The sequence below is a fragment of the Flavobacterium sp. IB48 genome (genome assembly GCF_016405855.1).
GTDB lineage: Bacteria > Bacteroidota > Bacteroidia > Flavobacteriales > Flavobacteriaceae > Flavobacterium > Flavobacterium ginsengisoli.
In genome coordinates, this window is sequence record NZ_JAEFCA010000001.1 from 295669 (window position 1) to 320421 (window position 24753).

The 24753-nt window shown below is 33.2% G+C and carries 27 protein-coding genes and 1 riboswitch; of the genes, 15 read left to right on the plus strand and 12 right to left on the minus strand.

The features are described from left to right. Positions 1-63: 63 nt before the first annotated feature. Complete coding sequence (locus JC605_RS01345; RefSeq protein WP_198854528.1) at positions 64-2127, minus strand: M3 family metallopeptidase; 2064 nt, start codon at positions 2125-2127, stop codon at positions 64-66. Positions 2128-2296: 169 nt separating this feature from the next. On the opposite strand from JC605_RS01345, the gene JC605_RS01350 reads away from it, so the two are divergent. The 12 genes from JC605_RS01350 to JC605_RS01405 all read left to right on the plus strand — a co-directional run bounded on the left by JC605_RS01350 (position 2297) and on the right by JC605_RS01405 (position 11950). After that, positions 2297-2959, plus strand: coding sequence for a queuosine precursor transporter (locus tag JC605_RS01350; RefSeq protein ID WP_198854529.1), 663 nt, complete (start codon positions 2297-2299; stop codon positions 2957-2959). Positions 2960-2975: 16 nt separating this feature from the next. Then, positions 2976-3656, plus strand: a complete 681-nt coding sequence (locus JC605_RS01355) for a hypothetical protein (protein WP_198854530.1) — start codon at positions 2976-2978, stop codon at positions 3654-3656. 33 nt (positions 3657-3689) lie between these two features. Next, positions 3690-4250: a DNA-3-methyladenine glycosylase I gene (locus JC605_RS01360; protein ID WP_198854531.1), complete on the plus strand. Its 561-nt coding sequence runs from the start codon at positions 3690-3692 to the stop codon at positions 4248-4250. Positions 4251-4336: 86 nt separating this feature from the next. Next, positions 4337-4434, plus strand: a riboswitch (TPP riboswitch). 66 nt (positions 4435-4500) lie between these two features. Further along, positions 4501-4707 carry a sulfur carrier protein ThiS gene (gene thiS / locus JC605_RS01365; protein WP_111426250.1) on the plus strand — a complete coding sequence of 69 codons (207 nt, stop codon included), beginning with the start codon at positions 4501-4503 and terminating at the stop codon, positions 4705-4707. Between the two features lie 144 nt (positions 4708-4851). Beyond that, positions 4852-6672, plus strand: coding sequence for a phosphomethylpyrimidine synthase ThiC (thiC, locus tag JC605_RS01370; protein WP_198854532.1), 1821 nt, complete (start codon positions 4852-4854; stop codon positions 6670-6672). A gap of 31 nt (positions 6673-6703) precedes the next feature. Beyond that, positions 6704-7315, plus strand: a complete 612-nt coding sequence (locus JC605_RS01375) for a thiamine phosphate synthase (protein WP_198854533.1) — start codon at positions 6704-6706, stop codon at positions 7313-7315. Next, on the plus strand, positions 7273-8013 hold the full coding sequence (locus tag JC605_RS01380) for a hydroxymethylpyrimidine/phosphomethylpyrimidine kinase (protein ID WP_198854534.1): 741 nt from the start codon (positions 7273-7275) through the stop codon (positions 8011-8013). The genes JC605_RS01375 and JC605_RS01380 overlap by 43 nt, the downstream gene beginning before the upstream one ends. Continuing rightward, positions 8006-8644: a thiamine phosphate synthase gene (locus JC605_RS01385; RefSeq protein WP_198854535.1), complete on the plus strand. Its 639-nt coding sequence runs from the start codon at positions 8006-8008 to the stop codon at positions 8642-8644. Before JC605_RS01380 ends, JC605_RS01385 begins: the two co-directional genes overlap by 8 nt. After that, a complete protein-coding gene (locus JC605_RS01390) occupies positions 8625-9401 on the plus strand; it encodes a thiazole synthase (protein WP_278019593.1) in 777 nt (258 codons plus the stop codon). Before JC605_RS01385 ends, JC605_RS01390 begins: the two co-directional genes overlap by 20 nt. Before the next feature lie 148 nt (positions 9402-9549). Continuing rightward, positions 9550-9927, plus strand: coding sequence for a GxxExxY protein (locus tag JC605_RS01395; protein WP_198854536.1), 378 nt, complete (start codon positions 9550-9552; stop codon positions 9925-9927). A gap of 84 nt (positions 9928-10011) precedes the next feature. After that, on the plus strand, positions 10012-11163 hold the full coding sequence (thiH, locus tag JC605_RS01400; RefSeq protein WP_198854537.1) for a 2-iminoacetate synthase ThiH: 1152 nt from the start codon (positions 10012-10014) through the stop codon (positions 11161-11163). Positions 11164-11239: 76 nt separating this feature from the next. Next, positions 11240-11950: a HesA/MoeB/ThiF family protein gene (locus JC605_RS01405; RefSeq protein WP_198854538.1), complete on the plus strand. Its 711-nt coding sequence runs from the start codon at positions 11240-11242 to the stop codon at positions 11948-11950. On the opposite strand, the gene JC605_RS01410 is transcribed toward JC605_RS01405, so the two are convergent. The 4 genes from JC605_RS01410 to JC605_RS01425 all read right to left on the minus strand — a co-directional run bounded on the left by JC605_RS01410 (position 11947) and on the right by JC605_RS01425 (position 14783). Then, complete coding sequence (locus tag JC605_RS01410) at positions 11947-12741, minus strand: MOSC domain-containing protein (protein ID WP_198854539.1); 795 nt, start codon at positions 12739-12741, stop codon at positions 11947-11949. The two genes, JC605_RS01405 and JC605_RS01410, sit on opposite strands and share 4 nt — an antisense overlap. A 2-nt stretch (positions 12742-12743) precedes the next feature. After that, positions 12744-13382: a leucyl/phenylalanyl-tRNA--protein transferase gene (aat, locus tag JC605_RS01415; RefSeq protein ID WP_198854540.1), complete on the minus strand. Its 639-nt coding sequence runs from the start codon at positions 13380-13382 to the stop codon at positions 12744-12746. Between the two features lie 121 nt (positions 13383-13503). After that, positions 13504-13875: a DUF3127 domain-containing protein gene (locus JC605_RS01420; RefSeq protein WP_095927972.1), complete on the minus strand. Its 372-nt coding sequence runs from the start codon at positions 13873-13875 to the stop codon at positions 13504-13506. A gap of 32 nt (positions 13876-13907) precedes the next feature. Then, a complete protein-coding gene (locus JC605_RS01425; protein ID WP_198854541.1) occupies positions 13908-14783 on the minus strand; it encodes a flavin reductase family protein in 876 nt (291 codons plus the stop codon). 160 nt (positions 14784-14943) lie between these two features. On the opposite strand from JC605_RS01425, the gene JC605_RS01430 reads away from it, so the two are divergent. After that, positions 14944-16095 (plus strand): PAS domain-containing sensor histidine kinase, encoded by a 1152-nt coding sequence (locus JC605_RS01430; protein ID WP_198854542.1) that lies wholly within the window; start codon positions 14944-14946, stop codon positions 16093-16095. Between the two features lie 51 nt (positions 16096-16146). Here JC605_RS01430 and JC605_RS01435 read toward each other — a convergent pair whose 3' ends face one another. Next, a complete protein-coding gene (locus JC605_RS01435; protein ID WP_198854543.1) occupies positions 16147-16536 on the minus strand; it encodes an HIT family protein in 390 nt (129 codons plus the stop codon). A gap of 62 nt (positions 16537-16598) precedes the next feature. Further along, positions 16599-17075, minus strand: a complete 477-nt coding sequence (greA, locus tag JC605_RS01440) for a transcription elongation factor GreA (protein WP_111288069.1) — start codon at positions 17073-17075, stop codon at positions 16599-16601. 157 nt (positions 17076-17232) lie between these two features. Here greA and JC605_RS01445 point away from each other — a divergent pair, with 157 nt between their 5' ends. Further along, positions 17233-17649 (plus strand): hypothetical protein, encoded by a 417-nt coding sequence (locus JC605_RS01445; RefSeq protein WP_198854544.1) that lies wholly within the window; start codon positions 17233-17235, stop codon positions 17647-17649. Positions 17650-17700: 51 nt separating this feature from the next. On the opposite strand, the gene JC605_RS01450 is transcribed toward JC605_RS01445, so the two are convergent. The 5 genes from JC605_RS01450 to JC605_RS01470 all read right to left on the minus strand — a co-directional run bounded on the left by JC605_RS01450 (position 17701) and on the right by JC605_RS01470 (position 24058). Then, complete coding sequence (locus tag JC605_RS01450) at positions 17701-19893, minus strand: TonB-dependent receptor (RefSeq protein ID WP_198854545.1); 2193 nt, start codon at positions 19891-19893, stop codon at positions 17701-17703. A gap of 310 nt (positions 19894-20203) precedes the next feature. After that, positions 20204-20608 (minus strand): alternative ribosome rescue aminoacyl-tRNA hydrolase ArfB, encoded by a 405-nt coding sequence (gene arfB, locus JC605_RS01455; protein WP_198854546.1) that lies wholly within the window; start codon positions 20606-20608, stop codon positions 20204-20206. Between the two features lies 1 nt (position 20609). Then, positions 20610-22724, minus strand: coding sequence for a DUF4301 family protein (locus JC605_RS01460; RefSeq protein WP_198854547.1), 2115 nt, complete (start codon positions 22722-22724; stop codon positions 20610-20612). Beyond that, complete coding sequence (gene pnuC, locus JC605_RS01465; RefSeq protein WP_198854548.1) at positions 22685-23308, minus strand: nicotinamide riboside transporter PnuC; 624 nt, start codon at positions 23306-23308, stop codon at positions 22685-22687. The genes JC605_RS01460 and pnuC overlap by 40 nt, the downstream gene beginning before the upstream one ends. A 21-nt stretch (positions 23309-23329) precedes the next feature. Next, complete coding sequence (locus JC605_RS01470) at positions 23330-24058, minus strand: geranylgeranylglyceryl/heptaprenylglyceryl phosphate synthase (RefSeq protein ID WP_198854549.1); 729 nt, start codon at positions 24056-24058, stop codon at positions 23330-23332. A 94-nt stretch (positions 24059-24152) separates the two neighbouring features. Between JC605_RS01470 and JC605_RS01475 the strand changes: the two genes are divergently transcribed. Continuing rightward, positions 24153-24749, plus strand: coding sequence for a Crp/Fnr family transcriptional regulator (locus JC605_RS01475; RefSeq protein WP_198854550.1), 597 nt, complete (start codon positions 24153-24155; stop codon positions 24747-24749). The last annotated feature ends 4 nt before the right edge of the window (positions 24750-24753 follow it).

A 24753-nucleotide genomic window follows, 5' to 3' on the forward strand; every position in this document is an offset into this window, starting at 1 on the left:
TATATTATTTTTTCAATATTAAAAAGCCCGAATATTTAGTTATTCGGGCTTTTTTATTTCATTTTAGCTTTCAATTGGAAAGTTTCTAGCTCGCATCAACGCATCTGATTGTGGAGCATGTCCTCTGAAATTCTTGTACATTTCTTCATTATCAATCGTATTTCCAACACTCAAAACTGTTTTATAAAGACGTTCAGAAATCTTCTTATCAAATGGCCCTCCAGCTTCTAAAAAAGCTTCATAAGCATCTGCATTTATTACATCTGCCCATAAATAACTGTAATATCCCGCTGCATACCCATCGCTCGAAAAAATATGAGCAAACTGCGGAATTCTGTGCCTCATTACAATTTCTGACGGCATATTAATTTCATTCAAAACTTTCTTTTCAAACGCATGCGGATCAATTATTTCGGTTGTCAAATGCAATTTCATATCGACAAATGAACTTGAAATCGTTTCTACTGTTGCAAAACCTTCATTAAAATTAGCAGCTTTTCCGATTCTCTCTACCAGCGATTGAGACAAAGGCTCGTTTGTTTTATAATGAAGCGCGAACTTGTTTAAAACCTCTGGAGTTGCCAACCAATGTTCTAATAACTGCGACGGAAACTCTACATAATCTCTTGCAACCGAAGTTCCCGAAAGACTTGGATAAGTGACATTTGAACACAGCCCATGTAAAGCATGCCCAAATTCATGAAACAAAGTTGTTGCATCATCCCATGAAATTAAAACAGGTTCATCACTATTTCCTTTAATAAAATTGCAATTATTTGACACAATAGGAAGCACATTTCCTTTTATCTTCTGCTGATCTCTATGCGAATTCATCCATGCGCCTGAACGCTTACCAACTCGCGCATACGGGTCAAAATACCATAATCCAATTGGTTCTCTAGTATTTTTATTATTCACTTCCCAAACACGAACATCAGAATGATAAACGGGGACATCAAATAATTGCTTGAAACCTAAATCGAATAATTCGCCCGCAGTCCAAAACATTCCTTCTCGCAAATTTTCTAACTGCAAATATTGCTTAATTTCATTCTGATCTAGATCATATTTAGCTTTTCGTACTTTCTCAGCATAATAGCGATAATCCCAAGGCTGAATTTTAAAATTATCCCCATCATTATCTACCATTTCCTGCATCGCAGAAACATCATTTTTTACTTTGTCTACAGCGGGTTTCCATACCGAATTCATTAAATCGAGTGTCTTCTGCGGATCTTTGGCCATTTTATTAGACAAACTCCATTCAGCAAAATTAGCAAAACCTAAAATCTTAGCTTTTTCAGCCCTCAATTTCAAAATAGAAACAAGTATTTCATTGGTGTCATTTTCGTTTTTATTATCGCCTCTCTTTACAAAAACATCAAAAGCTTGTTCTCTCAAACTTCTTTTGTTGGAAAACGTAAGAAACGGTTCGATTGAAGATCTTGTATTTCCAATGCATCCTAAAACATTTAGATTTCTTTCTTTAGCTTCAGCAATAGCGGCATTTTTAACTTCTTCAGGCAAACCATCAAAATCAAGTTCTGTTTTTAATTCTATATACTGATCATTTTCTTCTGCTAGTAATTTTTGACTAAAAGCAGTAAAAAGTCCTGCCAATTCCTGATTTATTTTAGCAACTTTATCTTTGTCTTGTTCGTTCAACTCTGCTCCTTCTCTAACAAAATCGGTATAATATAACCAAAGTAAACGCTGCTGTTCTTTAGTTAAATTCTGTTTTTCATCCGATTTGTATAGGGCTTCAATTCTAGAAAACAATTTCTCATTTTGATACAATCTATCACTAATCTCAGCCAATTTCGGCGACATTTCAGTGTCAACAATATTAAATTCAGGAGTACTCAGATTAGATCTATAAATGCCGTAAACTGCATGAATTCGATCTAATTTATCACCAGAAAGTTCTAAAGCCTTGATTGTATTTTCAAATGTTGGCTTCTCTGGATTATTTGTGATGGCATCAATTTCTTCTAACTTTTCTTTTATAGCAAATTCTATTGCTGGCCTAAAATCCGAAACTTTATAAGCTGTAAAATCTGGAACGCCTCCATAAGGCCCTGACCAATCTCTTAACAACGAATTATCTAATTCTTCTGGTGTTTTCATAAACAAATACATTAATTAATTCTGTGCAAAATCTAACTCATAAAAAATGCAACAGTATCTCAAAATTAGTCAATCGGAAGCAAACTTCATATTTTAAAGGATTATAAAAATAGGTTTCAAAGATTTAAAAGAAATAGTTTATTTTTGAAATATCAATATCAAAAATCAAATGTTTAAGACCAGAAGAGAAATTGTTTTTGTAATTTTAGCAGGAATATTTATAACCAATGCCGTTGTGGCTGAGTTAATTGGAGGAAAGCTAATTCAAATTGGCCCCTTTGTTATGAGTATCGGAATCTTGCCTTGGCCAGTTGTATTTCTAACTACCGATTTGATTAATGATTATTTTGGAGAAAAAGGCGTAAAAAAACTTTCGTTCATAACTGCTTGCTTAATCGCTTACGCTTTCTTGATACTTTTTATGGCAATCACTATTCCAGCCGCAAAAGGAATCAGTCCTGTAAATGATGATCAGTTTCAGGCAGTATTTGGACAGAGTATGTGGATTATTGTTGGAAGTTTAATTGCTTTTATGGCTTCTCAGCTCATTGACGTTTGGATATTTTGGTTTTTCAAAAATAGAACTGGCGAAAAGAAAATATGGCTCCGAGCAACAGGCTCTACCGTAATTTCGCAATTATTTGATTCGTTTATTGTATTAGGGATTGCTTTTTGGCTTCCCGGAAAGATCGATTTTGACACCTTTATATCTTCCGGATTAATAGGTTATACTTTTAAACTTGCAATAGCTATTTTACTAACGCCTGCAATTTATCTAGGCCACCATCTAATTAAAAAATATCTAGATGGAGACCCTGCACATAAAAAATAAAAAAAACATTTAGGTCATGAAAAAAAATTATCTACTTATTTTATTCTCTGTTACCTATCTATTTTTAAGCTGTGGAAATGGCGAAAAAAAACAACCTAAAAAAGTCATTCAAGCTGTCAATAAATTGAAACCAGTTGGCACGAAAGTGAGTCCTAAAGTTGCTCCAAAAAGTATTACTGCACCAAAAGAATTTGACTCAAAAAAAACTATTGTCCAAAAAAATCCTTTTGCAATCAAAAATCCGATAGAAATTAAAACGGTAAGTTCTCAAACCGAAAATAATCTTGTGAATCCGCCAGTTTCTATAAAAAAAGAAGCCAATGAGGAATTATTAAATTTTGTTAATGTTCGCAAAATCTTAGCCAAATGCAAAATGGGCCAGACTATAACTCAAAAACAGCTAACAGAGCATTTTGAAATTCCTGAAGAAGCTGTCAAACTAGTAAAAAGTGTAACCAAAACAGCTGAAAATGAATTGGCGGTAAAATGGCAATCTACTTGGCTTGTTGAAAGAGTTTCTGATGCCGAACTTGAAGATGGCAAAATGAAAGTGGTTTTTAAAGCCAATAAAATGTATACTTCTGGAAATGCAATTGGCATTAAATACAATAGAAAAATTTATACTAATTTGGTAATTGTTGGACGTTCTGCTTACATTCCGAGTGTAAAAGGATATAGTTGGCAAATTGGCAGATAATAATTTTTATAAAATTGCACAATATCAAATCAAATGGAACCAATAAGATGCAGCTGGTGTTCTGCCAGCGATTTATATAAAAAATATCATGACGAAGAATGGGGCGTTCCCGTTTATGACGACCCTACTTTATTCGAATTTTTAATTTTGGAAACTTTCCAAGCTGGTTTGAGCTGGATTACAATTTTAAACAAAAGAGAAAATTTTAGAGCTGCTTTTGATTATTTCGATTATAAAAAAATGGCCAATTATTCTGAAGATAAAATCGAAGAGTTAATGCAGAATACTGGAATTATTCGAAACAAATTAAAAATTAAAGCTGCCGTTTCTAACGCTCAAGCATTTATGAAAGTCCAGGAAGAATTTGGAACTTTCTCTGATTATATTTGGAAATATACTAACGGAAAACCGATCGTCAACAATTTGAAAAATTCAAAAGATGCTCCCGCGACTACTCCACTTTCAGATGAAATTAGCAAAGATTTAAAAAAAAGAGGCTTTAAATTTGTGGGTTCAACCGTTATTTATGCTCACATGCAAGCCACCGGAATGGTCAATGATCATGTGGAAGATTGCTTTACGAGAAAAAAATAATTTTCAGTCGCAGTCGCAGTTTTCAGTTTTTTTTGAACTTGAAATCTGAAACTTGAAACTTTCAAACAAAATTTTATTACATTTGCTTCACACTTTAGGGGTGTCTACAAAATTGTAGGCTGAGATTTTACCCTCTGAACCTGATCTAGTTCATACTAGCGTAGGGAAAAGTAAGATGACTTCTGCGCGCATTTTTATGCGTTCTTGTAGCCATTCCTAAGGTGTATCTATACACTAAACTCAAAAAGGAATGGAACTAAAAATCAATCAACAAACTAAAAAATTCAATGCTGAATCGCTAAGCGTTCAATCATTGCTCGATCTCGAAATTCCGCATAAACAAAACGGAATCGCTGTTGCTGTCAACAATACTGTTGTTCCAAAACTCAAATGGAACGAATTCTTCGTACAAGAAACCGACGAAATTTTAATTATTTCTGCAACTCAAGGAGGTTAATTTTTGAAATTCCAATTCAGAAAAACAAATTCCAATTATATACTGGACATAAACGCACTGCAGTGCGTCTCTACAAATAACATTACGAAATAAACACAATCAGAATCAACTTTAAACCTGAAACCTGAAACAAAATCAACAAAAATGAAAGAAGAACAAATATCCAGAACCCCATTTCCGAATTCTACAAAAGTATATATCGACGGTGAAATTCACCCTATAAAAGTAGCAATGCGTGAAATTACTTTGAGCGACACCAAACTTTCAAATGGCGGAATTGAGAAAAACCCACCAGTAACGGTTTACGACACTTCGGGTGCTTACACAGATCCGAATATCGAAATTGATATTAGAAAAGGATTGCCACGCTTACGCGAAAGTTGGATTCTAGACCGAAATGATGTTGAAATTCTAGAAGAAATAACCTCAGATTATGGCTTAAGCCGATTGAAAGATGAAAGTTTAAATCATCTTCGTTTTGAATATTTACATCAGCCAAAACGAGCTAAAAAAGGTGCAAACGTAACACAATTGTATTACGCCAAACAAGGCATTATCACTCCAGAAATGGAATATATCGCGATTCGTGAAAATCAGCGAATAGAACTTTTAAACGAACAAACCAAAGCAATGCAATGTCAGCATGGCGGAAATAGCTTTGGTGCAAACACTCCAAAAAACAAAATCACTGCAGAATTCGTTCGCTCTGAGGTGGCTTGCGGTAGAGCTATTATTCCAAACAACATCAATCATCCAGAAAGCGAACCTATGATTGTAGGTCGTAATTTCTTGGTAAAAATCAATGCTAATATTGGAAACAGTGCTGTGACTTCGAGCATTGAAGAGGAAGTTGAAAAAGCCGTTTGGGCTTGTCGTTGGGGAGCTGACACGATTATGGATTTATCAACAGGAAAAAATATTCATGAAACCAGAGAATGGATTATTAGAAATTCTCCTGTTCCAATTGGAACTGTTCCTATTTATCAAGCTCTGGAAAAAGTAAAAGGAATCGCCGAAGATTTAACTTGGGAAATTTTCCGCGATACATTAATTGAACAAGCAGAACAAGGTGTTTCCTATTTCACGATTCATGCTGGAGTTTTGCTTCGTTACATTCATTTAACAGCAAATCGTGTTACAGGAATCGTTTCGCGAGGTGGATCAATAATGGCAAAATGGTGTTTATTTCATCATAAAGAAAACTTCCTATACACACATTTTGAAGAAATCTGCGAAATCATGAAACAATATGATGTTGCTTTTTCTCTTGGAGATGGTTTACGTCCAGGTTCCATTGCCGATGCGAATGATGCTGCTCAATTTGCGGAACTAGAAACTTTAGGCGAATTGACAAAAATCGCTTGGAAACATGATGTTCAGGTTTTTATTGAAGGCCCAGGACACGTACCAATGCACATGATTAAAGAAAACATGGACAAACAATTGGAACATTGTCATGAAGCGCCATTTTACACTTTAGGCCCTTTAACTACTGATATTGCGCCAGGTTACGATCATATTACTTCGGCAATTGGGGCAGCAATGATTGGCTGGTATGGCTGTGCAATGTTGTGTTATGTAACACCAAAAGAACATTTAGGTTTACCAAATAAAAAAGATGTAAAAGACGGCGTGATTACTTATAAAATTTCTGCTCATGCTGCCGATTTGGCAAAAGGTCATCCCGGAGCACAATATCGCGATAACGCATTAAGCAAAGCCCGTTTTGAATTTCGTTGGGAAGACCAATTTAATTTGGCCTTAGATCCAGATACTGCGAGAGAATTCCACGACGAAACACTTCCTGCGGATGGCGCAAAAGTGGCGCATTTTTGTTCGATGTGCGGGCCAAAATTCTGCTCTATGAAAATATCTCAAGAAATCAGAGATGTCGCTGCGGCAGAAAAAGGAATGCAGGAGAAATCAGAAGAGTTTATTGAACAAGGGAAAGAGATTTATATTTAAGTGGAAAGATAATAGAAACAAGAAGAAAGATATGATTGTAATTTCTAGTCCTTTTGTTGTTGCAAATGAAACGAAGATAGTTCAATCTTTATTTGAAGAAGGATTGTCTTTGTTTCATATTCGGAAACCTGATTTTTCTGAGTTAGAAATGGTGAAGTTTATTCTCCAAATAAAAACCGAATATAGAAATAAACTGGTTTTGCACAATCATCATCATTTAGCAGAAGATTTTGGTATTGAAAAACTCCATTTTTCTGAGAAAGAGAGAAAAAGCAATCTTAATGATCCTGCAAGGTTTTCAAAACCTTGTAGGTCTAAATCAACATCGACACATTCGGTCGAAGATTTTAATTCGTTAGAAAATGATTTTGATTACGCATTCTTAAGTCCTGTTTTTAAAAGTATATCTAAAGAAAATTACCATCCAAAAATCGATCTATTTGAAGCTTTAAAATCAAAAACAAACAGTAAAACAAAAGTGATTGCTTTAGGCGGAATTGATATTGAAAACATTCAAAAAACACTTGAAAATGGTTTTGATGATGTTGCGCTTTTAGGAAGTATTTGGAACCATGAGAATCCGTTAAAACAATTTAAATTATGTCAGAAAATCGCCCTTTCGTACTCACAATCGCAGGTTTAGATCCTTCTGGAGGAGCTGGAATTTTGGCCGATATCAAAACATTTGAGCAACATAAAGTGACTGGTTTTGCGATTTCTACAGCCAATACAATTCAGACTGAAAATCAATTTTATGAAATTCAGTGGACTGATTTGAGTTTTGTTATTCGTTCTATCGAAACGCTGTTTTTAAATTATAAAATCAACGTTGTGAAAATTGGAATTGTGTCTTCTTTACCTGATTTAAACCGAATTGTTTCGACTATAAAAATGCTTTCTTCTTCAACAAAAATCGTTTGGGATCCCGTTTTAAAATCAACCACAAAATTTGAGTTTATGAATATTGAAGATCGTTTAGATTTAAATAAAATATTGTCAAAAATCGATTTGATTACGCCTAATTATCATGAAGCTGAGATTCTATTTCCAGATTTCCCTTCTAATGAAAATAGATTTTCAACAAACATTTTATTGAAAGGTGGGCATAATGAAAAAGCCTTAGGAACAGATTTTTTATTTCTAAAAAAGGAAGCATTAGAATTGCTTCCATCAGAAAAAAAATGCTTTAAAAAACATGGTTCAGGCTGTGTACTTTCTTCTGCAATTGCTTCGAATTTAGCTTTAAATCAGACATTAAAAGAAGCCTGTGAAAGCGCTAAAATCTATATCGAAAATTACTTGAGTTCAACATCAACTTTAATCGGATATCATTATGTATAGCAAACTTCAATATATCTCGCAAGGCGAAACTATCGAAAAACAATTGTATAATATTCATCAAGCACTCGACGCTGGATGTAATTGGGTGCAAATGCGTTTTAAAAACCAAACACAAAAAAATGCTTTCACTTTAGCGGAAGCGGTAAAACCTTTATGCGAAAAGTACACAGCCACTTTTATTGTAAACGACGATTTACATCTTACTAAAGAAATTGACGCAGACGGTATTCATCTAGGCTTAACCGATACCAAAATCGACGAAGCAAGGGCTTTTTTAGGCACTTCAAAAGTAATTGGAGGTACTGCAAACACTTTTGAAGACATTGAAAATCACGTTAAAAATGGTTGTGATTATATTGGATTAGGCCCTTTTAGATTTACGAATACAAAAGAAAAACTGAGTCCGATTTTAGGATTATCGGGCTATTTTGATATTCTTCAAAAATTGAAAAAAGATAAACTCGAAATTCCGGTTTATGCTATCGGAGGTATTACATTAAGAGATGTGAATCCGTTAATGGAGACTGGGATTCATGGAATTGCCATTTCTGGAATCATTACCGAAAGTGATGAAAAAGAAAAATTGATTCAACAACTAAACGAAAAATTATATGCAAACATCATTGTTTAATATAGGAGATAAAGCCTTTAAATCTCGCTTGTTTCTTGGAACGGGAAAATTTGGTTCGAATGAAGAAATGGAGCAGGCGATTTTAGCTTCGGAAAGCGAATTGGTTACGGTTGCTTTAAAACGCATTGATCTAGAAACTGATACAGATGCCATTTTATCACATTTAAAACATCCAAATATCAATTTATTACCCAACACTTCAGGAGCAAGAAATGCCAAAGAAGCTGTTTTTGCCGCACAATTGGCTCGCGAAGCTTTAGAAACTAATTGGGTGAAACTAGAAATTCATCCTGATCCAAAATATTTAATGCCCGACCCGATTGAGACTTTAAAAGCGACAGAAGAATTGGCTAAACTCGGTTTTATTGTACTTCCGTACATTCACGCCGATCCTGTTTTGTGTAAACATTTAGAAAGCGTAGGGACATCGGCTGTCATGCCTTTAGGCTCACCTATTGGAAGTAATAAAGGTTTAAAAACGATCGATTTCCTAGAAATTATTATCGAGCAAAGTACTGTTCCCGTTATTGTAGATGCAGGAATTGGAGCGCCTTCTGATGCTGCAAAAGCAATGGAAATTGGTGCAGATGCCGTTTTGGTGAATACCGCCATTGCCGTTGCGGGAAATCCAAAATTAATGGCTGAAGCTTTTAAAGAAGCCGTAATTGCAGGTAGAAAAGCCTTTGAAGCTAAAGTTGCCAATCAGCAGAGTTATGCTTCGGCTTCTAGTCCGTTGACTTCTTTTCTTTATGAATAAAAAATTTTGTTTCACGCAGATTTTGCAGATTTAAGCAGATTAAAAGTTGATTTTATTTATTGCTTAATCTATAAATTTTCGCGAAAACCATTCGTCTAAAAAAGAAAGAAAATTCTTTATTTTTGAATTTTAATTAAAATCAAAAATAATGACTGAAAATGAAATATCATATCTAGTGCGAGGAGCAATTTTTAAAGTATATAATAATTTAGGACCAGGACTATTCGAATCTGTCTATGAGAGTGCCTTGTTTTACGAATTAGAAAAACTAAATCTAGAGGTCAAAAAACAAGTAGAAGTTATTATCAATTATGAAGAAATAATATTAGATGCAGCTTTTAGACTGGATTTACTAGTCGAAAATAAAGTAATAATTGAATTAAAATCTGTTGAAGAATTAGCACCAATACATTACAAACAAATTGCAACTTATCTTCGATTAGCTAATAAAAAATTAGGCTTACTTGTAAATTTTAACACGCTTAATATTTTAAATGATATTAAAAGAGTTGCCAATAAAATATAAAGAACACCGCATATCGATAAATTAAAAATCAATTTTTAATCTGCTTAAATCTGCAAAATCTGCGTGAAATAAAAACACATTCACATGAATACTTTCAAATCTATTTTCGAGCAATATAATTGGGATGAAATCCAATCCAGAATATATAAAACCACATCAAAAGATGTCGAAAGAACTTTGGCTAAAACTAAATACAATCTCGATGATTTTTTGATTTTAATTTCTCCTATTGCTCAAAACTATTTAGAACAAATGGCACAAAAATGCCATGAAATCACAAAAAAGCGCTTTGGAAAAACGATTCAAATGTATGCGCCACTTTATTTGAGTAACGAATGCCAAAACATTTGCACCTATTGCGGATTTAGTTTAGACAATAAAATCAAAAGAAAAACACTTTCTGATGCTGAAATAAAACTTGAAGTCGAAGCTTTAAAAAACGCTGGTTTCGATCATGTTTTATTGGTTACCGGCGAAGCGAATTATACAGTAAACATCAATTATTTTCTAAATGCAATCAACTTAATTAAAGAAGATTTTTCGATTATTTCTGTTGAAGTTCAGCCACTTTCTACAGAAGATTATGAGCGTTTACATGAAGCTGGTGTTTATTCGGTTTTGGTTTATCAGGAAACATATCATCAGGAAGTTTACAAAAAATATCATACCAAAGGCAAGAAATCTAACTTCGAATATCGATTGGAAACTCCCGACCGAATTGGAACTGCAGGAATTCATAAAATTGGTTTGGGCGTTTTATTAGGTCTAGAAGATTGGCGAACTGATAGTTTTTTCAATGCTTTGCATTTAGATTATCTGCAGAAGAAATATTGGCAAACTAAATATTCCGTTTCTTTTCCGCGTCTTCGACCTGCTGAAGGTATTATCGAACCGAATTTCATTATGGACGATAAAGATTTGACACAATTAATTTGTGCCTACAGATTATGGAATGAAGATTTAGAAATTTCGATTTCGACGAGAGAAAATGAGAAATTTAGAAATAACATTATTCCAATTGGAGTTACAAGTATGAGCGCAGGTTCTAAAACAAATCCTGGTGGCTATGTAGTTGATCCGCAATCTTTGGAACAATTCGAAATTAGCGATGAACGTTCTGCCGAAGAAATTTCAAAAATCATAAAAAATGCAGGCTATGAACCAGTTTGGAAAGATTGGGACAAATCATTTAGTCATAAAGTTGGAAAGCCGAAAGTCATAAAGTCTTTTACTTAGATAAATACTTTCTTGACTTTTGACTTTCGACTTTTGACTTTCGACTTTCGACTTTAAAAACTTTAAGACTTAAAAAATGAGTATTATTCAAGAATTCCTTCGTTATAACAGACAAACTATTCTTCCTGAAATTGGTGACGAAGGTCAGGAAAAACTAAAAAAAGCACGAGTTTTAGTAATTGGAGCAGGTGGATTAGGCTGTCCCATTTTACAATATATTACAACTGCCGGAGTTGGTTTTATCGGAATTATGGATTTTGATACTATTGAAATTCATAATCTCCACAGACAGATTTTATATACTGAAAATGAGATTGGCCAACAAAAAGCAATTGTTGCAAAAGAAGTGGTTTCTAAATTAAATCCGTTGATTGAAGCTGTGGCAATTAACGAAAAAATTACAGCAGAAAATGCATCAAAAATAATTGAACAATATGATATTGTTGTAGATGGGTCTGATAATTTTTCAACTCGTTATTTAGTCAATGATACTTGCATCGAATTGAAAAAGCCTTTGGTATATGGAAGTATTTTAAAATTTGAAGGACAAATTGCTGTTTTCAACCATAACGGAAGTAAAAATCTTCGCGATTTGTTTCCAGAAATGCCAGATCCAAAAGATGTTCCAAATTGTAATTTAAACGGTGTTTTAGGAACATTGCCTGGACTTATAGGCAATATGATGGCACACGAAACATTGAAATTGATTCTAGAATTACCAACTTTAAATAACGAATTGATACTTTTTAATACTCTCGATTGGAATTTTACAAAGCTAAATTTCTAAAAAATGACCTCATCGCCTACACTGATAATCCCTGAATTCAGACTCACAAGATTAGTTCCGAATAAAACTGAATTATCTACATTTCTGTATTTGCTCAAGGTTTTTAGAGGTTCTTTTTTTACAATTCCTTTCTGCGGATCGTTGTTTACCATAATACATCTTCCGCAAGGTTTTATGTTTTTAAACTGAACTTCTCCAATTTTAAAATCCTTAAAATCATCTTCTTCATGAGCATTTTTCGTACTTACAACAATGTTTGGACGAAATCTTTTAATGGTGATTTTTTCTTCTAATTTTTCATTTAAAAAATCAAGACTTTCAGTTCCAATTAGCAAATAAGGATAACCATCAGCCAAACTCACATTATAGGTTTCGTTTGTTCTGGAACTTTCATGTTTACGACCCCCAATATTATTGATTTTCACCAATTTGCACTCAAATCCTAGTTTGTCGCTAAACCATTTTGAAGAGTTTTTATTTACTTCGAAAACCTCACTTTTATCGTCCCAAACTTGAGATTCTATTGCATTTTCTAAATGTTCATTAATAGAAAAATCATGCGTTTCTCCTTCAAAAGTAATTTGAATTTTATCTCCCAAAATCTCAGGATAAAACTGACTCATTATTGGGTATTCTCTTTGCGTAACGTGAACATTTTCTGTATTAATCAGCATCCATCTTCGATCATTTTCAAAACCCATTTCTTCAGCATTGGCACTTTTTAGACTAATGCCTGCCAAGCTTTTTATTGGATAAATATAAATTTCTTTTACACTATAGACTGCACTCATTTTTATTCACTTTTTAAAATAGCCATAAATTCCTCTCGATCAATTTCGCGACAACCCAAACTATCCAAATGCGGGTTATAAACTTGACAATCAAGCAATTTATAATTTTCTTCTTCTAAATGTTTTACTAGGGATATAAAAGCCACTTTTGAAGCATTTGATACTTTAGAAAACATACTTTCTCCGCAAAAAACATGTCCCAAATCGACGCCATACAAACCTCCAACTAAAACATCGTCTTGCCAAACCTCAACCGATTTTGCAATTCCTTGCCGATTAAGTTCGCAATACGATTCTACTATATCATCTGAAATCCAGGTTCCGTCCTGACCAATACGTTGTATTTTTTGGCAATTCGAAATTACTTCTTTAAAGTTGGCATTAAAGGTAACTGTAAATTGTTTTCTGTTTAAAATATTCCGCATGCTTTTAGAAATAACTAATTCGTCTAAAAACAAAACCATACGAGGATCTGGCGCCCACCAAAGAATAGGCTCACCTTCATTAAACCAAGGAAAAATTCCTCTGTTGTATGCCAGTTTTAAGCGCTCAGGACTTAAATCACCACCAACAGCCAGAATACCTTCTTCATCGGCTTCTGAAACGGGCGGAAAATATAAATTATCAAATAAGAAATACATTATTTAAATTTCAATGATAAAATTCTACTTAGAAGTATTAATTCAAAAACAAAATTCCAAATCCCAAACTCACGTGAATGAATTGGAATTTGGAATTTAAAATATTGTAATTTCTAAACTCTTAGAACGGTAAATCGTCTGGTTCGTCTTCGTTTATACTTGTTGCTGGTGCAAAAGTTTCGGCAGCTGGCATTGGAGCTCCTTGCGCTGGTCCTTCTGGAGCTAATCTTTCGATTCTCCAACCTTGAATACTATTGAAATATCTAGTTTCTCCTTGTGGGTTAACCCATTCTCTTCCTCTTAAATTGATAGAAACTTTTACTGCATCTCCTTGTTTATAGCTACTCAACAAATCGCATTTATCTTGTGTAAATTCGATTAAAATATGTTGTGGATACTGCTCCTCAGTAGTAACAACTAACTCTCTTTTTTTGAATGAGGCACTAACTTGCTGCTCTGGGTTAACCACTTTTACTTTTCCTGTAACTTCCATCTTCGTCTATTTAATTATTGTTTCTATTTCTTTTATTTCTTCGCTAAAAGCACTTTCCATGCCGATTCTACATCGCCATTATCCAGATATTTTTTGGCTTCTAAGTGCACTTTTTTCTGATCGTCTGAGCTTAAAACTCCTTTGACTGCAAAATTTGCTTTCACAAATATAGTAACTTCTTCTGTTGTAGGCAAGGCTTCTATATTCCCTAATTTTCCTAAATCATTCCCATCAAAAACATCGCTTTCTTTTACAAAATTTGGTATTGCATCTACTCCTACTCCTAGTGTTGTTAAGGGTTTTGCAACTTCAAAAAGTCCTTGATTTGATCTTGAATACCAATTATTTCCAAGTCTTGAAACCAAGTCAATTTTATGCTGGTCTATTGCTCCGTTTTCATCTAAAATCGATTCGTCAATATGAATTTTAACAACTTCGCATAAAATCAAATTTCCCGCTCCACCTTCTGTTCCTAACGGAATAATCTGCGTAATCTTGCATTCAAACTGAACTGGAGATTCTTTTACGCGATATGGCTTTACTAAATCTGATGGAATTTGCGTTAATCCTGCTTTGATAAATTCATTTACGCCATCTCCGTATTCTGTGCTTGCTAAAGAAGTTTGCTGTACGATATCGTAATTTACAACATTTATTACTACTTCTTTAGTCGCTTCGGCATTAATCAAAGTGTGTTTAATTGTATTATCGCGAACACGTCTTGAGGGCGAAAAAACCAAAATCGGAGGATTTGCACTGAACACATTAAAGAAACTAAACGGAGATAAATTTGGAACTCCAGTTTCGCTAATTGTGCTTGCAAAAGCAATAGGTCTAGGTCCGATTGAACTCTGCAGATAGCCTTGCAATTTGGCCGTTGGAATCTCTTTTGGGTTAACGCTGATCATACTTTAAAATTTAGAAAGAATCTCATTTTAGTAGCTACAAAAGTATTGAAATGGTTTAATTAGAAGAAATAGTTTTGCAGATAAAAACGAAAAATCTTTCAGCATTGGCAAAATATAAAATGTGTATATTTCGTTATATTTATACCACAAAATAACTGATATGTCTTTTTCTGAAAGAACAAATACTACGCGCTGGATTATTATTTCGGTTTGCTTTATAATCATTTCTCTAATTCTTTGGAATACTTATACTTTCTTCCAGATTTTTAAAAATGAGGAGCGTTTAAAAATGAACCTTTTTGTAAATGCTCAAATCACATTGGTTAATGCTAATGAAAACACTGATGTAGAATTGCCTCTTCAGATTTTTAGCAATAATACTTCTATTCCGGGCATTATAATGCTTTATGACAATGTAGTGAGTTCTGTAAACGTTCCTGATGAAATACTTAATGACAAGAAAAAAAGAACGGCTTTCTTAAATAAGCTTAAAAATGAAAATGAACCAATCACTTTTGAATACGCCCCAGGAAAATACCAGACTTTATATTATGGCAATTCTGCGTTGCTAAACAAACTTAAATATTATCCAATTGCGTTGCTTCTTATTATTTTCCTTTGCATTGCATTAATTTATAATTTCTATAAAAGCACCAAAATGGCAACTCAAAATAAGCTTTGGGCAGGAATGGCAAAAGAAACGGCACACCAAATTGGCACTCCGCTTTCTTCATTAATTGGCTGGGTTGAAATTTTAAAAACAGAAGAAATTGATCCTTCTATTAGTATCGAAATTGAGAAAGATATAGAACGTCTTCAGACTATTACAGATCGTTTTTCTAAAATTGGATCAGTGCCAGTTTTAGAACTTCACGATATTGTCGACGAAACCAAAACGGCTTATGAATATTTGCAATCTCGTTTTTCTAAACAAGTTACATTTTCTTTTCAGGCCCCAAATGAACCTATTTTAGGAATGATAAATCCAACATTACACAGTTGGACTATAGAAAATTTAGTAAAAAATGCAATTGATGCTATGAAAGGAAAAGGAACTCTTGATCTTCAAATTGAACAAGATGCTCATCAGGTAAAAATCAATATTAAAGATTCTGGAACTGGAATTCCAAAAAAACAATTTAAAACCATTTTTGAAACTGGTTTTACAACCAAAAAACGCGGTTGGGGACTTGGACTTTCTTTAACTAAAAGAATTGTCGAGGAGTATCACAACGGTAAAATCAAAGTTCTTCATTCTGAAATTGGTAAAGGAACTACTTTTCAGATTTCATTAAATAAAAAAGTGCAGTAATAAATTTTACTGCACTTTCACTTTATTGTCAGGTTGAGCGAAGTCGAAACCTTATAAATTTGATTGAATATCTTTTGCTAAAGCTTCAAATTCTTCTTTTGAAAGTGAAACTTTATCAATAAAACGCATTTCGTCCATGTGGTTTAACGGAATCAAATGTACGTGTGCATGAGGCACTTCAAGTCCTACAACCGCTATTCCGATTCTTTTGCATGGAACTGTTTTTTCTAAAGCTGCAGCGACTTTTTTAGAAAATTTCATTAAACCTAAATACAACTCTTCATCCATATCAAAAATCTTATCGATTTCTTGTTTCGGGATACAAAGCGTATGTCCTTTAGCATTCGGATTTACATCTAAAAATGCTAAATAGTTTTCGTCTTCTGCAATTTTGTAAGCTGGAATTTCTCCGTTTACTATTTTAGTGAATATTGTACTCATTGTTTATTCGTTTATTTGGTTAATCGTTTAACCGATTTAACGATTAAACGGTTAAACTAAATTTAGTCTCTTGAGATTTCTAGAATTTCAAATTTAAGAACTCCATTTGGAACTGTAATTTCAGCTACTTCTCCAACAGATTTCCCCAGCAATCCTTTTCCGATAGGAGAAGTTACAGAGATTTTTCCTGTTTTTAAATCTGCTTCGCTTTCAGCAACAAGCGTATATTTCATTTCCATTCCGTTGCTTTGGTTTTTGATTTTTACATTCGATAAAACCAAAACTTTAGAAACATCTAGTTGAGACTCGTCAATTAATCTTGCATTTGCATATACTTCTTCTAGTTTAGAAATTCTCATTTCTAACAAACCTTGCGCTTCTTTTGCTGCATCATATTCCGCATTTTCAGACAAGTCACCTTTATCTCTTGCATCTGCAATATCTTGAGATGCCTTTGGGCGCATTACACTTTTTAAATGCTCCAATTCATCTTTTAATTTTTTTAATCCTTCTGCTGTATAATAAGATACTTTACTCATAACTTCATCGTTTATATAAATACAAAAAATCCCATCGCGACGGGATTTTCTTACCACAAATATACTATAATTTTTAATAGTACATAATTATATGTTAATCATATAGATTTCAAATCTAAATAAATTATTTTTGTTTTAACTAATTCTTATCCAAATAATGAAAAAAATCTGGTTTTTTATCGCTTTTACTGCTATTTTATTCTCTTGCAGCGACAACAACAGAAGTAGCAACAATCCTTACATTCCTAATTATTCTATAAACGCATATCTTGACACTAATTTACCAACGTATAACAAATTATTATATCCAAGTAATCCTGTTTATGTAGCCAATTATGGCGCAAAAGGGATTATAGTCATGAAAACTGGCGAAGGAACTTATACTGCTTTTGATGCGGCCTGCCCAAACCAAGCTTTAACTTCTTGCACAGCTATGACAATTGACGGAATTTACGCTGTTTGCTCCTGCGATAAAACGCAATATAACTTATATACAGGACTTGGCGGAAAAGAATATCCGATGAAACAATATCGTGTCGAATCTTCTGGAACCGTAATTCACGTATACAATTAAAAACAAAAAAGCCTGAAAATAATTTCAGGCTTTTTTTGTTTTTAGGCTTAATTAGAATTTCAAACTCAAACCAATTAAGAAATTTGTTCCTGCTTGCGGATAATAGTATGGGTAAACGTCCCACATAGCTCCGTTTGAAACATATTTTTTATCGAAAATATTATTCACCAAAGCAGTAATTGTTATCGATTGAAAAATTGTTTTTGGTTTTATTTCATATGATGCATTAAAATCGTTTACAAAATAATCTGCCAGTTTTGCCGCCGGAAGTTCAATATTGTTCATGTATTGTTCTCCAACATATTTTTGCAGTAATGAAAGATACAATCTCTCCATAGGTTTATACACAATAACGTTTCCTGCAATTACTTCTGGAGAATAGGCAATTTTTGTAGTTCCGTAAAATTCTCCATCAACAGCCAAATCTACGTTTTTGTTGCTGCTTAAAGTAAAGTTTGGTCTTAAAGTAAATTTCTCAGAAAGTGCAATCGTCGCATCAAACTCAAATCCTAAACGGTAGCTTTTCTCTGTATTGGCACGAATCGGGTTTCCAACATCGTCTAATCTTCCCGTTAAAATCAATTGATCTCTATATCCCATATAATATAGGTTCGAATTCAATTGAAATTTCTCTGAATTGAATCTCCATCCTAACTCAAAATCATTCAGTTTTTCTGGTTTTACATTTCCACCTTCGTAATCTGTTCTGTTTGGTTCACGATTCGCTCGTGCGTAAGAGAAATACAAAGTGTTTTTTTCATTGAAAGCATAATTCAAACCAGCTTTCGGATTAAAGAAATTAAAATTATCGTCTACCAAACCAGTCTCTTTACTATTTGCTTTATATTTCACATTTCTGTATTGCAAATCTCCGTAGAAACTTAATTTTTCTGTGAATTGATAATTTGCTTTCGCGAAAACATTACCATCCGTTTTTGACGAATAATCATCGTAATAATGAGCTCCTAAAGCTGACTGATCTGAGTATTGCGCCCAGATTACTTTTCCAAAATGATCACCTTCATATTTGTTCCAACCTCCGCCTAAAATAACATTTAGTTTTTCTGTTACATATTTAGCAGAAAAAGTCGTTCCGTAGAAATCATTATCCAACCATTTTTGACGAATCAAATCGGTTACTGGAATTAAATTTCCGTTATCATCTTCAACTGTTTTTGTTGGTTGAATTGGTCCATAACCTTCAACAGGTTCATCTTCTTTATAATTTTCGTAATATCCTTTTCCTTTTGTATAATGAAATGCTAGGTTTGTACTCCATTTATCAGAAATAGATTCACTCCAGTGCAATTGATAATGATCCTGATTGTAATTATCGGTTTCGTTATCATAAAAATGAACATTTCCTGCATCGTCTGTGTACATTCCTGCAGAATTAAAAGTACGATTTGTATTAAGAGTCTCTGCATCGATTCCGTTCCAAGATTGGTACGTTTTTTCAGTTCCACCAAAGACTAAAGCTTTTATCAAAGTCGTTTTGCCTACGTAAGTTCCTTGCAAAAAATATGATTTTAAATCGGCGCTTCCGCGATCAATATATCCGTGCGTTTTTATTGTAGACAAACGTCCTGCAATCTCAAAATGATCATTTAATAAACCTGTACTAAACTTTACAGTATTTTTAATTGTATTGAATGATCCTGCAGAACTTGAGATTTCACCTGTCGCTTTTCTAGCATAACTATCGGTCAGTAAATTTAAACTTGCTCCAAATGCTCCTGCCCCATTTGTAGAAGTTCCAACTCCGCGTTGCAACTGAAGACTTTCTACAGAAGAAGCAAAATCGGGCATATTAACCCAAAATGTTCCTTGGCTTTCTGCATCATTGTAAGGAATTCCGTTTATAGTTACGTTTACACGTGTAGCATCACTTCCACGAACGCGAATTCCTGTGTAACCCACACCGTTTCCAGCATCTGAAGTCGTTACAACTGAAGGCATATAATTCATCAGAACAGGAATATCCTGACCTAAATTTCTATACTTAATTTCTTTTTTATCCATATTACTAAAACTCACTGGAGTCTTAGAGGTAACACGAACTGCAGAAACCAAAACCTCATCTAGAGAATTTACTTTTGTAGAATCTTTCTGCTGTTGTTGTGCAAAAGAAAATAGAGTAAAGAGTAAAGAAAATGAAGAAAAAACAAATTTGGCTCCGACTACATTTTGAGCCTGTGAACCTTTGTACCTCTGTGCCTTAGCACCTAAAAAAACAGTTTTCATTCGTAAAGAATTACGAATAAAAGGGGGAATTATTCTTTGTTAAATTAATAAATGTGTTTCACGACAAAATAAAGTGTGCACGCTCGATAGTGTCGTTTTCCCTTAGCAACATTACTCGCTCAGGTTCTTTGGGTATGATCTCAGCTCGTTATTTGGAGCACCCCTTTGAGACAGTGCAAATGTAATGTTAAAAAGTTAAATTCCAATATTGAAAATTTCAAATTCCAAAAATTCAAGTAGATTGAAATTAAAATTCCAAATTCCGACATTAAACTTAGTTGTTGGAATTTGGAATTTATAAATTGAAATTTTACTCTATATTCGGTTTTCTTCTAGATTGTTTTAGATCAGAAATATTCTTTTTATCCTTGATTCTTTTCTTAATTACAGCTTTGGGAACTTTTGTAGCTTTTCTAACTTTCGGAACATACAATCCCTTTTTGATAATTTCCAAAAATCGTTTGGTTACAATTTCTTTATTTTTAAGCTGACTTCTGTCTTCATCGCAATTTAAAATCAGGGTCTTTTCAGAAGTTAAACGCCCTGAAATATTAGTTAGCAAAAGAAATTTTTCTTCATCAGATAAAGCTTGAGAAGCATTCAGATCAAAACTCAAAACTACTTTAGACGAAACTTTATTTACGTTTTGTCCTCCTGCTCCACTGCTTCGAACGGCTTTAAAGTTTAATTCTGAAATGATTTTTTCTCTATCCATATTATTGTGGCTGATGCGCCGCTTTCAATAAATCGTTTACTGTTTTTACAGGATTAAAAGTAATTAATGGAACAGCTACAAAAATAGTTAGCCAGTTAGCCATTGATCCGTTCCATAAACCAGGCAATTCATAACTTTTTACCGTTTTCCCGTCAACACTTTTCTCTACAATAAAACCAGCTTTTTGATCTACAAACTGCAATAAATCAAACTTTTCGTTTTTATAATTTTTAATACCGCAAACTAAATCTACTGGATTAAAATGCGTTGATTCAGTTAAAATTGACTGCTGTTTTTTACTTGTCAAATCTACCTGAGATGTTTCTACAATTTGAAGAGAAGCCACCCCTTTATCATTCATCACCCAAAACGGGCCACCTCCAGGTTCTCCTTCATTTTTTACCATTCCGCAAACACGAATTGGTCTATCTAGAAGTTCTTTAATCTTACTTATTTTATTCTCAAAAGTAAATTTATTGAAATCATTGCTCATCTCAACATTTAGCTCTTCTTTTAAAAATAGAACAATATCTGCTAAATGATTTTCTTCAATCTTATTTTGGTCAATTAATTGTAAATAAGAAAAAACCTTTTGCTGCACTTCAATTAAAACGCCTGCCAATGCTTTTTTGTACAATGTAATTTTATCAATATGGTTCTGAATTACGTTGTCGATATTTTTAATGAAAATCACATCAGCATCAAGATCATTTAAATTTTCAATCAAAGCTCCATGCCCGCCTGGTCTAAAAATTAAACTACCATTTTTATCCTTTACCAATTTGTTTCCTTCGTCGATAGTAATAGAATCAGTGCTTTTATTTTGATATGAGTATCCGATATTGATTTTTACACCAGATGGTTCTTCAATTTTTTCTATAACCTCATCAACTCCCTTATAAAATAAGTTTTGGTGAATTTCTGAAACTGTAAAATGCAAATTGGATACCTTGTTTGAAGTTGCATAATGTATGCATTCATTTAAATGTTCTTCAATTGGATTTGCAATATGAGTTTCATATAAATGAAAAGGCAATACTGCTTTTGGCTTATTAGCAAAATCAAAATAGTCTGGAGATAATAATAATTTTATAAAATAATAATTCTTATAATCTCTCTCGAGAGTTTCAAAATCAGGATATATTTCTCTTAATTTTTGATCTACCGTCTTGAAAAAAGGAAACTTATCCATTCCGATAATAAAAATGGCTAATTCTTTATCTTTTTTCCTATTGATATAACCGTTTATTGTTTCTTTTTGAATATCAAAATCATTCAAAAAAGCCGTCAAAAACTTAAACATTCTTGTTGCCGCACCAGAAGCCGGAACAAACTTTTTAATCTTTAATTTTTCTTTTTGGTCATCAAAAAAAACAGCTTTTTCTTCAAAATCTTTTTCTGATAAACTTAGAATTCCATTACCAATTTTAGCAGGACTCACTAAATTGCTCTTTACAATTCCGTTTTCAAAAAACTCTAATTGTTTTAAAATAGCATCAAAAGAAATTCCTCTATTGTATATCTGTACAAAATCACTTGGCAAGAAATTATGCTCTTTTGCAATAGTCAAATTATCAATAATTGATATTGCTTTCGCTAATCTCGTTTCTTTATCTCCAGATAAAATTATGAAAGGTTTATTGGTATCTATTAAAGTCTGTTTAAAAACAGAAAATACGCTTTCTCTACCTTCAGGAGTATCACGAATATCGTCTTTTTCCCAAGGAACATCAATATCTGTAAGGAAAAATAAATCGTATTCGTGTTTTAGTGCCGCTTCATTCAAAAGCGGATCACAAAAACCGTAATACATTTCAGAAAACACTTTGGTTACCATCAAATTGGTATCACAAAACAAGTATTTATTTGCTTTTGCTAATCTTTCATTTTCCAATGCAGTCTGACCATATGCAATTGGCATCATATCATCTGCTACGCAAATATGCTGGTTTTCTTCCCATTTTTCTTGCAAATAATCACGTGCAAATTCAGGAACCCATTCTGTTTCGTAGTAATCTGCAAGCTGTTTTGCTAGGGTTGTTTTGCCTGTACTTTCAGGCCCAAACAAAGCAATTTTTATGATGGTTGTTTTTTGCTGTCTAAGATCTTTCTCCATTCTAAATAAGCTGAAATAGCCAAAATTGTAAAAATTATATACTGAAGTGACAACATCCCTAAGCCGCGATAAGCATAAAGAGGCACAACAATAATATCACCAATAATCCAAAGTGTCCAGTTTTCTATTTTTTTTCTGGCCATGTACCACATTCCAGCAAAAAATATTCCAGACGAAATCATATCAACATAATTGTCTTTATGAATTTCATAATCAAAATATTTATAAATCCCGAAAACTACAAAAACAGTTACAATAAACAGTAAGATTCCGATTATTTTTTCATTAAAATTTGTACGGGTAATTGGCAAATTGTCTTCGGCTGTTCCGCCTTTTGCCCACACATACCAGCCGTAAATGCTCATTATTGAGAAATAAGCATTAATAATCATGTCTCCTATATAACCTGCAATATAAAGCAGATAAACTGATATAACAGTTGCAATTAATCCTGTTGGATACACCCAAATGTTTTCTTTTTTAGCAAACCAAACACTTAAAATTCCGCAAACAAATACTAAAAACTCTAAAGCAATATGCCATAGCGGTGCATTTTTATAACTGTCTAAAAAAAAATCTATCATTAGAGATGTGGTATTTGGCGTTTATTGTTCAAAAAAATGACTGTTGTTTTCAAAAGCTGTTCCAATAACAACCAAATCTGCACCAGCCTTATAGGCTTTCTGAATTCCCTGCAAATCTACAATTCCTCCACCAACAATAACAGGAATTTCAATATTTTGAGAAATCATCTCAATCATTTCTGTCGGAACAGGCTCTTTTGCACCGCTTCCCGCTTCTAAATAAATCATTTGGTTTCCTAACATTTCCCCTGCCTGCGCTGTTGCCAAAACCAACTCAAGATTTTCTCTGCTTAAGGGTTTTGTTTTACTTACACGCGCCACAGCAGTTTCGTTACCACTTTCTATTAAAATATAACCTGTAGAAATGACTTCCAGATTTGTTTTTTTAAGAATTGGAGCGGCTTGAACCTGGTACTCTATCAAATAATCTGGATTTCTACCAGATAATAACGATAAAAATAAGATACCATCTGCTTTTGGCGAAATCTGAGAAGGATTTCCAGGAAACAAAATAACAGGAAGATTCGTTTTTTGCTTTAACTCCGAAATCAATTCTTCTAAAATGTTATTCTGAACAATACTTCCTCCAACAAAAATATGAGTTGCAGGCGAACCATTAATTTTTTCAATTAAATAATTAACATTTTCCAATACAATTTTATCAGGATCCAAAAGCACTGCCAGTAATTTTTGGCCATTGCTTTTAGCTTCTAAAATCTGTTGTCTTATAGTGAGAATTTGTTCTTGCATACAAGGTGTAAAAGTAAAAGATTTTTAGTGCAGAAGAACTATTTTGAATGAATTATATTTGTTGTACGTCTTTTGATAACGTAAACAATGCATTATGATTACAGTAGAATTACTAGAAAAATACGGTGTAGTTAAAAAATCTTTCGATAAAAATGATATTATTTTTGAAGAAGGAAATCTTCCATTACATTATTACCAAGTTATTTCTGGCGAAATAAAAATGAGCAATTACAATGATGACGGACGTGAATTTATTCAAGGAATATTTTACAATGGACAATCTTTTGGCGAACCTCCTTTATTCTTAAATCAAAAATATCCAGCAAACGCAATTGCGGTAGAAAATGCAGAAATTTTTATTCTTCCGAAAGAGAACTTCATGAAACTTTTAGAAGAAAATCCAAAAGTAAGCATTAAAGTAATTGAGAATCTTGCGCAGCGATTGTATTATAAATCGATTATGGCCGCAGAAATCTCAACACACGAGCCAGAACATCGCGTATTGAAACTTATAGATCACGGAATTGCTTACTTCAACTTTCAAAAAGATAAAAATGGTTATCTTATCAATTTTACCAGACAGCAAATTGGAGATTTAACTGGTTTACGTGTAGAAACCGTTATTAGAACCATAAAAGCATTGGAGAAAAAAGGAGAATTGAAAATTATTAACCGAAAAGTATACAGATAAAAAA

What these genes read in the sequence shown, in the direction of transcription:
- arfB (WP_198854546.1), bottom strand. Translation starts at nt 20,608, where the DNA reads ATGGATAGAGAAAAAATCATTTCAGAATTAAACTTTAAAGCCGTTCGA.
- JC605_RS01375 (WP_198854533.1), top strand. Translation starts at nt 6,704, where the DNA reads ATGATTGTAATTTCTAGTCCTTTTGTTGTTGCAAATGAAACGAAGATA.
- thiC (WP_198854532.1), top strand. Translation starts at nt 4,852, where the DNA reads ATGAAAGAAGAACAAATATCCAGAACCCCATTTCCGAATTCTACAAAA.
- thiS (WP_111426250.1), top strand. Translation starts at nt 4,501, where the DNA reads ATGGAACTAAAAATCAATCAACAAACTAAAAAATTCAATGCTGAATCG.
- JC605_RS01355 (WP_198854530.1), top strand. Translation starts at nt 2,976, where the DNA reads ATGAAAAAAAATTATCTACTTATTTTATTCTCTGTTACCTATCTATTT.
- JC605_RS01425 (WP_198854541.1), bottom strand. Translation starts at nt 14,783, where the DNA reads ATGATCAGCGTTAACCCAAAAGAGATTCCAACGGCCAAATTGCAAGGC.
- JC605_RS01460 (WP_198854547.1), bottom strand. Translation starts at nt 22,724, where the DNA reads ATGGAGAAAGATCTTAGACAGCAAAAAACAACCATCATAAAAATTGCT.
- JC605_RS01385 (WP_198854535.1), top strand. Translation starts at nt 8,006, where the DNA reads ATGTATAGCAAACTTCAATATATCTCGCAAGGCGAAACTATCGAAAAA.
- pnuC (WP_198854548.1), bottom strand. Translation starts at nt 23,308, where the DNA reads ATGATAGATTTTTTTTTAGACAGTTATAAAAATGCACCGCTATGGCAT.
- JC605_RS01390 (WP_278019593.1), top strand. Translation starts at nt 8,625, where the DNA reads ATGCAAACATCATTGTTTAATATAGGAGATAAAGCCTTTAAATCTCGC.
- JC605_RS01435 (WP_198854543.1), bottom strand. Translation starts at nt 16,536, where the DNA reads ATGAGTACAATATTCACTAAAATAGTAAACGGAGAAATTCCAGCTTAC.
- JC605_RS01395 (WP_198854536.1), top strand. Translation starts at nt 9,550, where the DNA reads ATGACTGAAAATGAAATATCATATCTAGTGCGAGGAGCAATTTTTAAA.
- JC605_RS01410 (WP_198854539.1), bottom strand. Translation starts at nt 12,741, where the DNA reads ATGAGTGCAGTCTATAGTGTAAAAGAAATTTATATTTATCCAATAAAA.
- aat (WP_198854540.1), bottom strand. Translation starts at nt 13,382, where the DNA reads ATGTATTTCTTATTTGATAATTTATATTTTCCGCCCGTTTCAGAAGCC.
- JC605_RS01470 (WP_198854549.1), bottom strand. Translation starts at nt 24,058, where the DNA reads ATGCAAGAACAAATTCTCACTATAAGACAACAGATTTTAGAAGCTAAA.
- greA (WP_111288069.1), bottom strand. Translation starts at nt 17,075, where the DNA reads ATGAGTAAAGTATCTTATTATACAGCAGAAGGATTAAAAAAATTAAAA.
- JC605_RS01345 (WP_198854528.1), bottom strand. Translation starts at nt 2,127, where the DNA reads ATGAAAACACCAGAAGAATTAGATAATTCGTTGTTAAGAGATTGGTCA.
- JC605_RS01405 (WP_198854538.1), top strand. Translation starts at nt 11,240, where the DNA reads ATGAGTATTATTCAAGAATTCCTTCGTTATAACAGACAAACTATTCTT.
- JC605_RS01445 (WP_198854544.1), top strand. Translation starts at nt 17,233, where the DNA reads ATGAAAAAAATCTGGTTTTTTATCGCTTTTACTGCTATTTTATTCTCT.
- JC605_RS01350 (WP_198854529.1), top strand. Translation starts at nt 2,297, where the DNA reads ATGTTTAAGACCAGAAGAGAAATTGTTTTTGTAATTTTAGCAGGAATA.
- JC605_RS01380 (WP_198854534.1), top strand. Translation starts at nt 7,273, where the DNA reads ATGTCAGAAAATCGCCCTTTCGTACTCACAATCGCAGGTTTAGATCCT.
- JC605_RS01475 (WP_198854550.1), top strand. Translation starts at nt 24,153, where the DNA reads ATGATTACAGTAGAATTACTAGAAAAATACGGTGTAGTTAAAAAATCT.
- JC605_RS01430 (WP_198854542.1), top strand. Translation starts at nt 14,944, where the DNA reads ATGTCTTTTTCTGAAAGAACAAATACTACGCGCTGGATTATTATTTCG.
- JC605_RS01360 (WP_198854531.1), top strand. Translation starts at nt 3,690, where the DNA reads ATGGAACCAATAAGATGCAGCTGGTGTTCTGCCAGCGATTTATATAAA.
- JC605_RS01450 (WP_198854545.1), bottom strand. Translation starts at nt 19,893, where the DNA reads ATGAAAACTGTTTTTTTAGGTGCTAAGGCACAGAGGTACAAAGGTTCA.
- thiH (WP_198854537.1), top strand. Translation starts at nt 10,012, where the DNA reads ATGAATACTTTCAAATCTATTTTCGAGCAATATAATTGGGATGAAATC.
- JC605_RS01420 (WP_095927972.1), bottom strand. Translation starts at nt 13,875, where the DNA reads ATGGAAGTTACAGGAAAAGTAAAAGTGGTTAACCCAGAGCAGCAAGTT.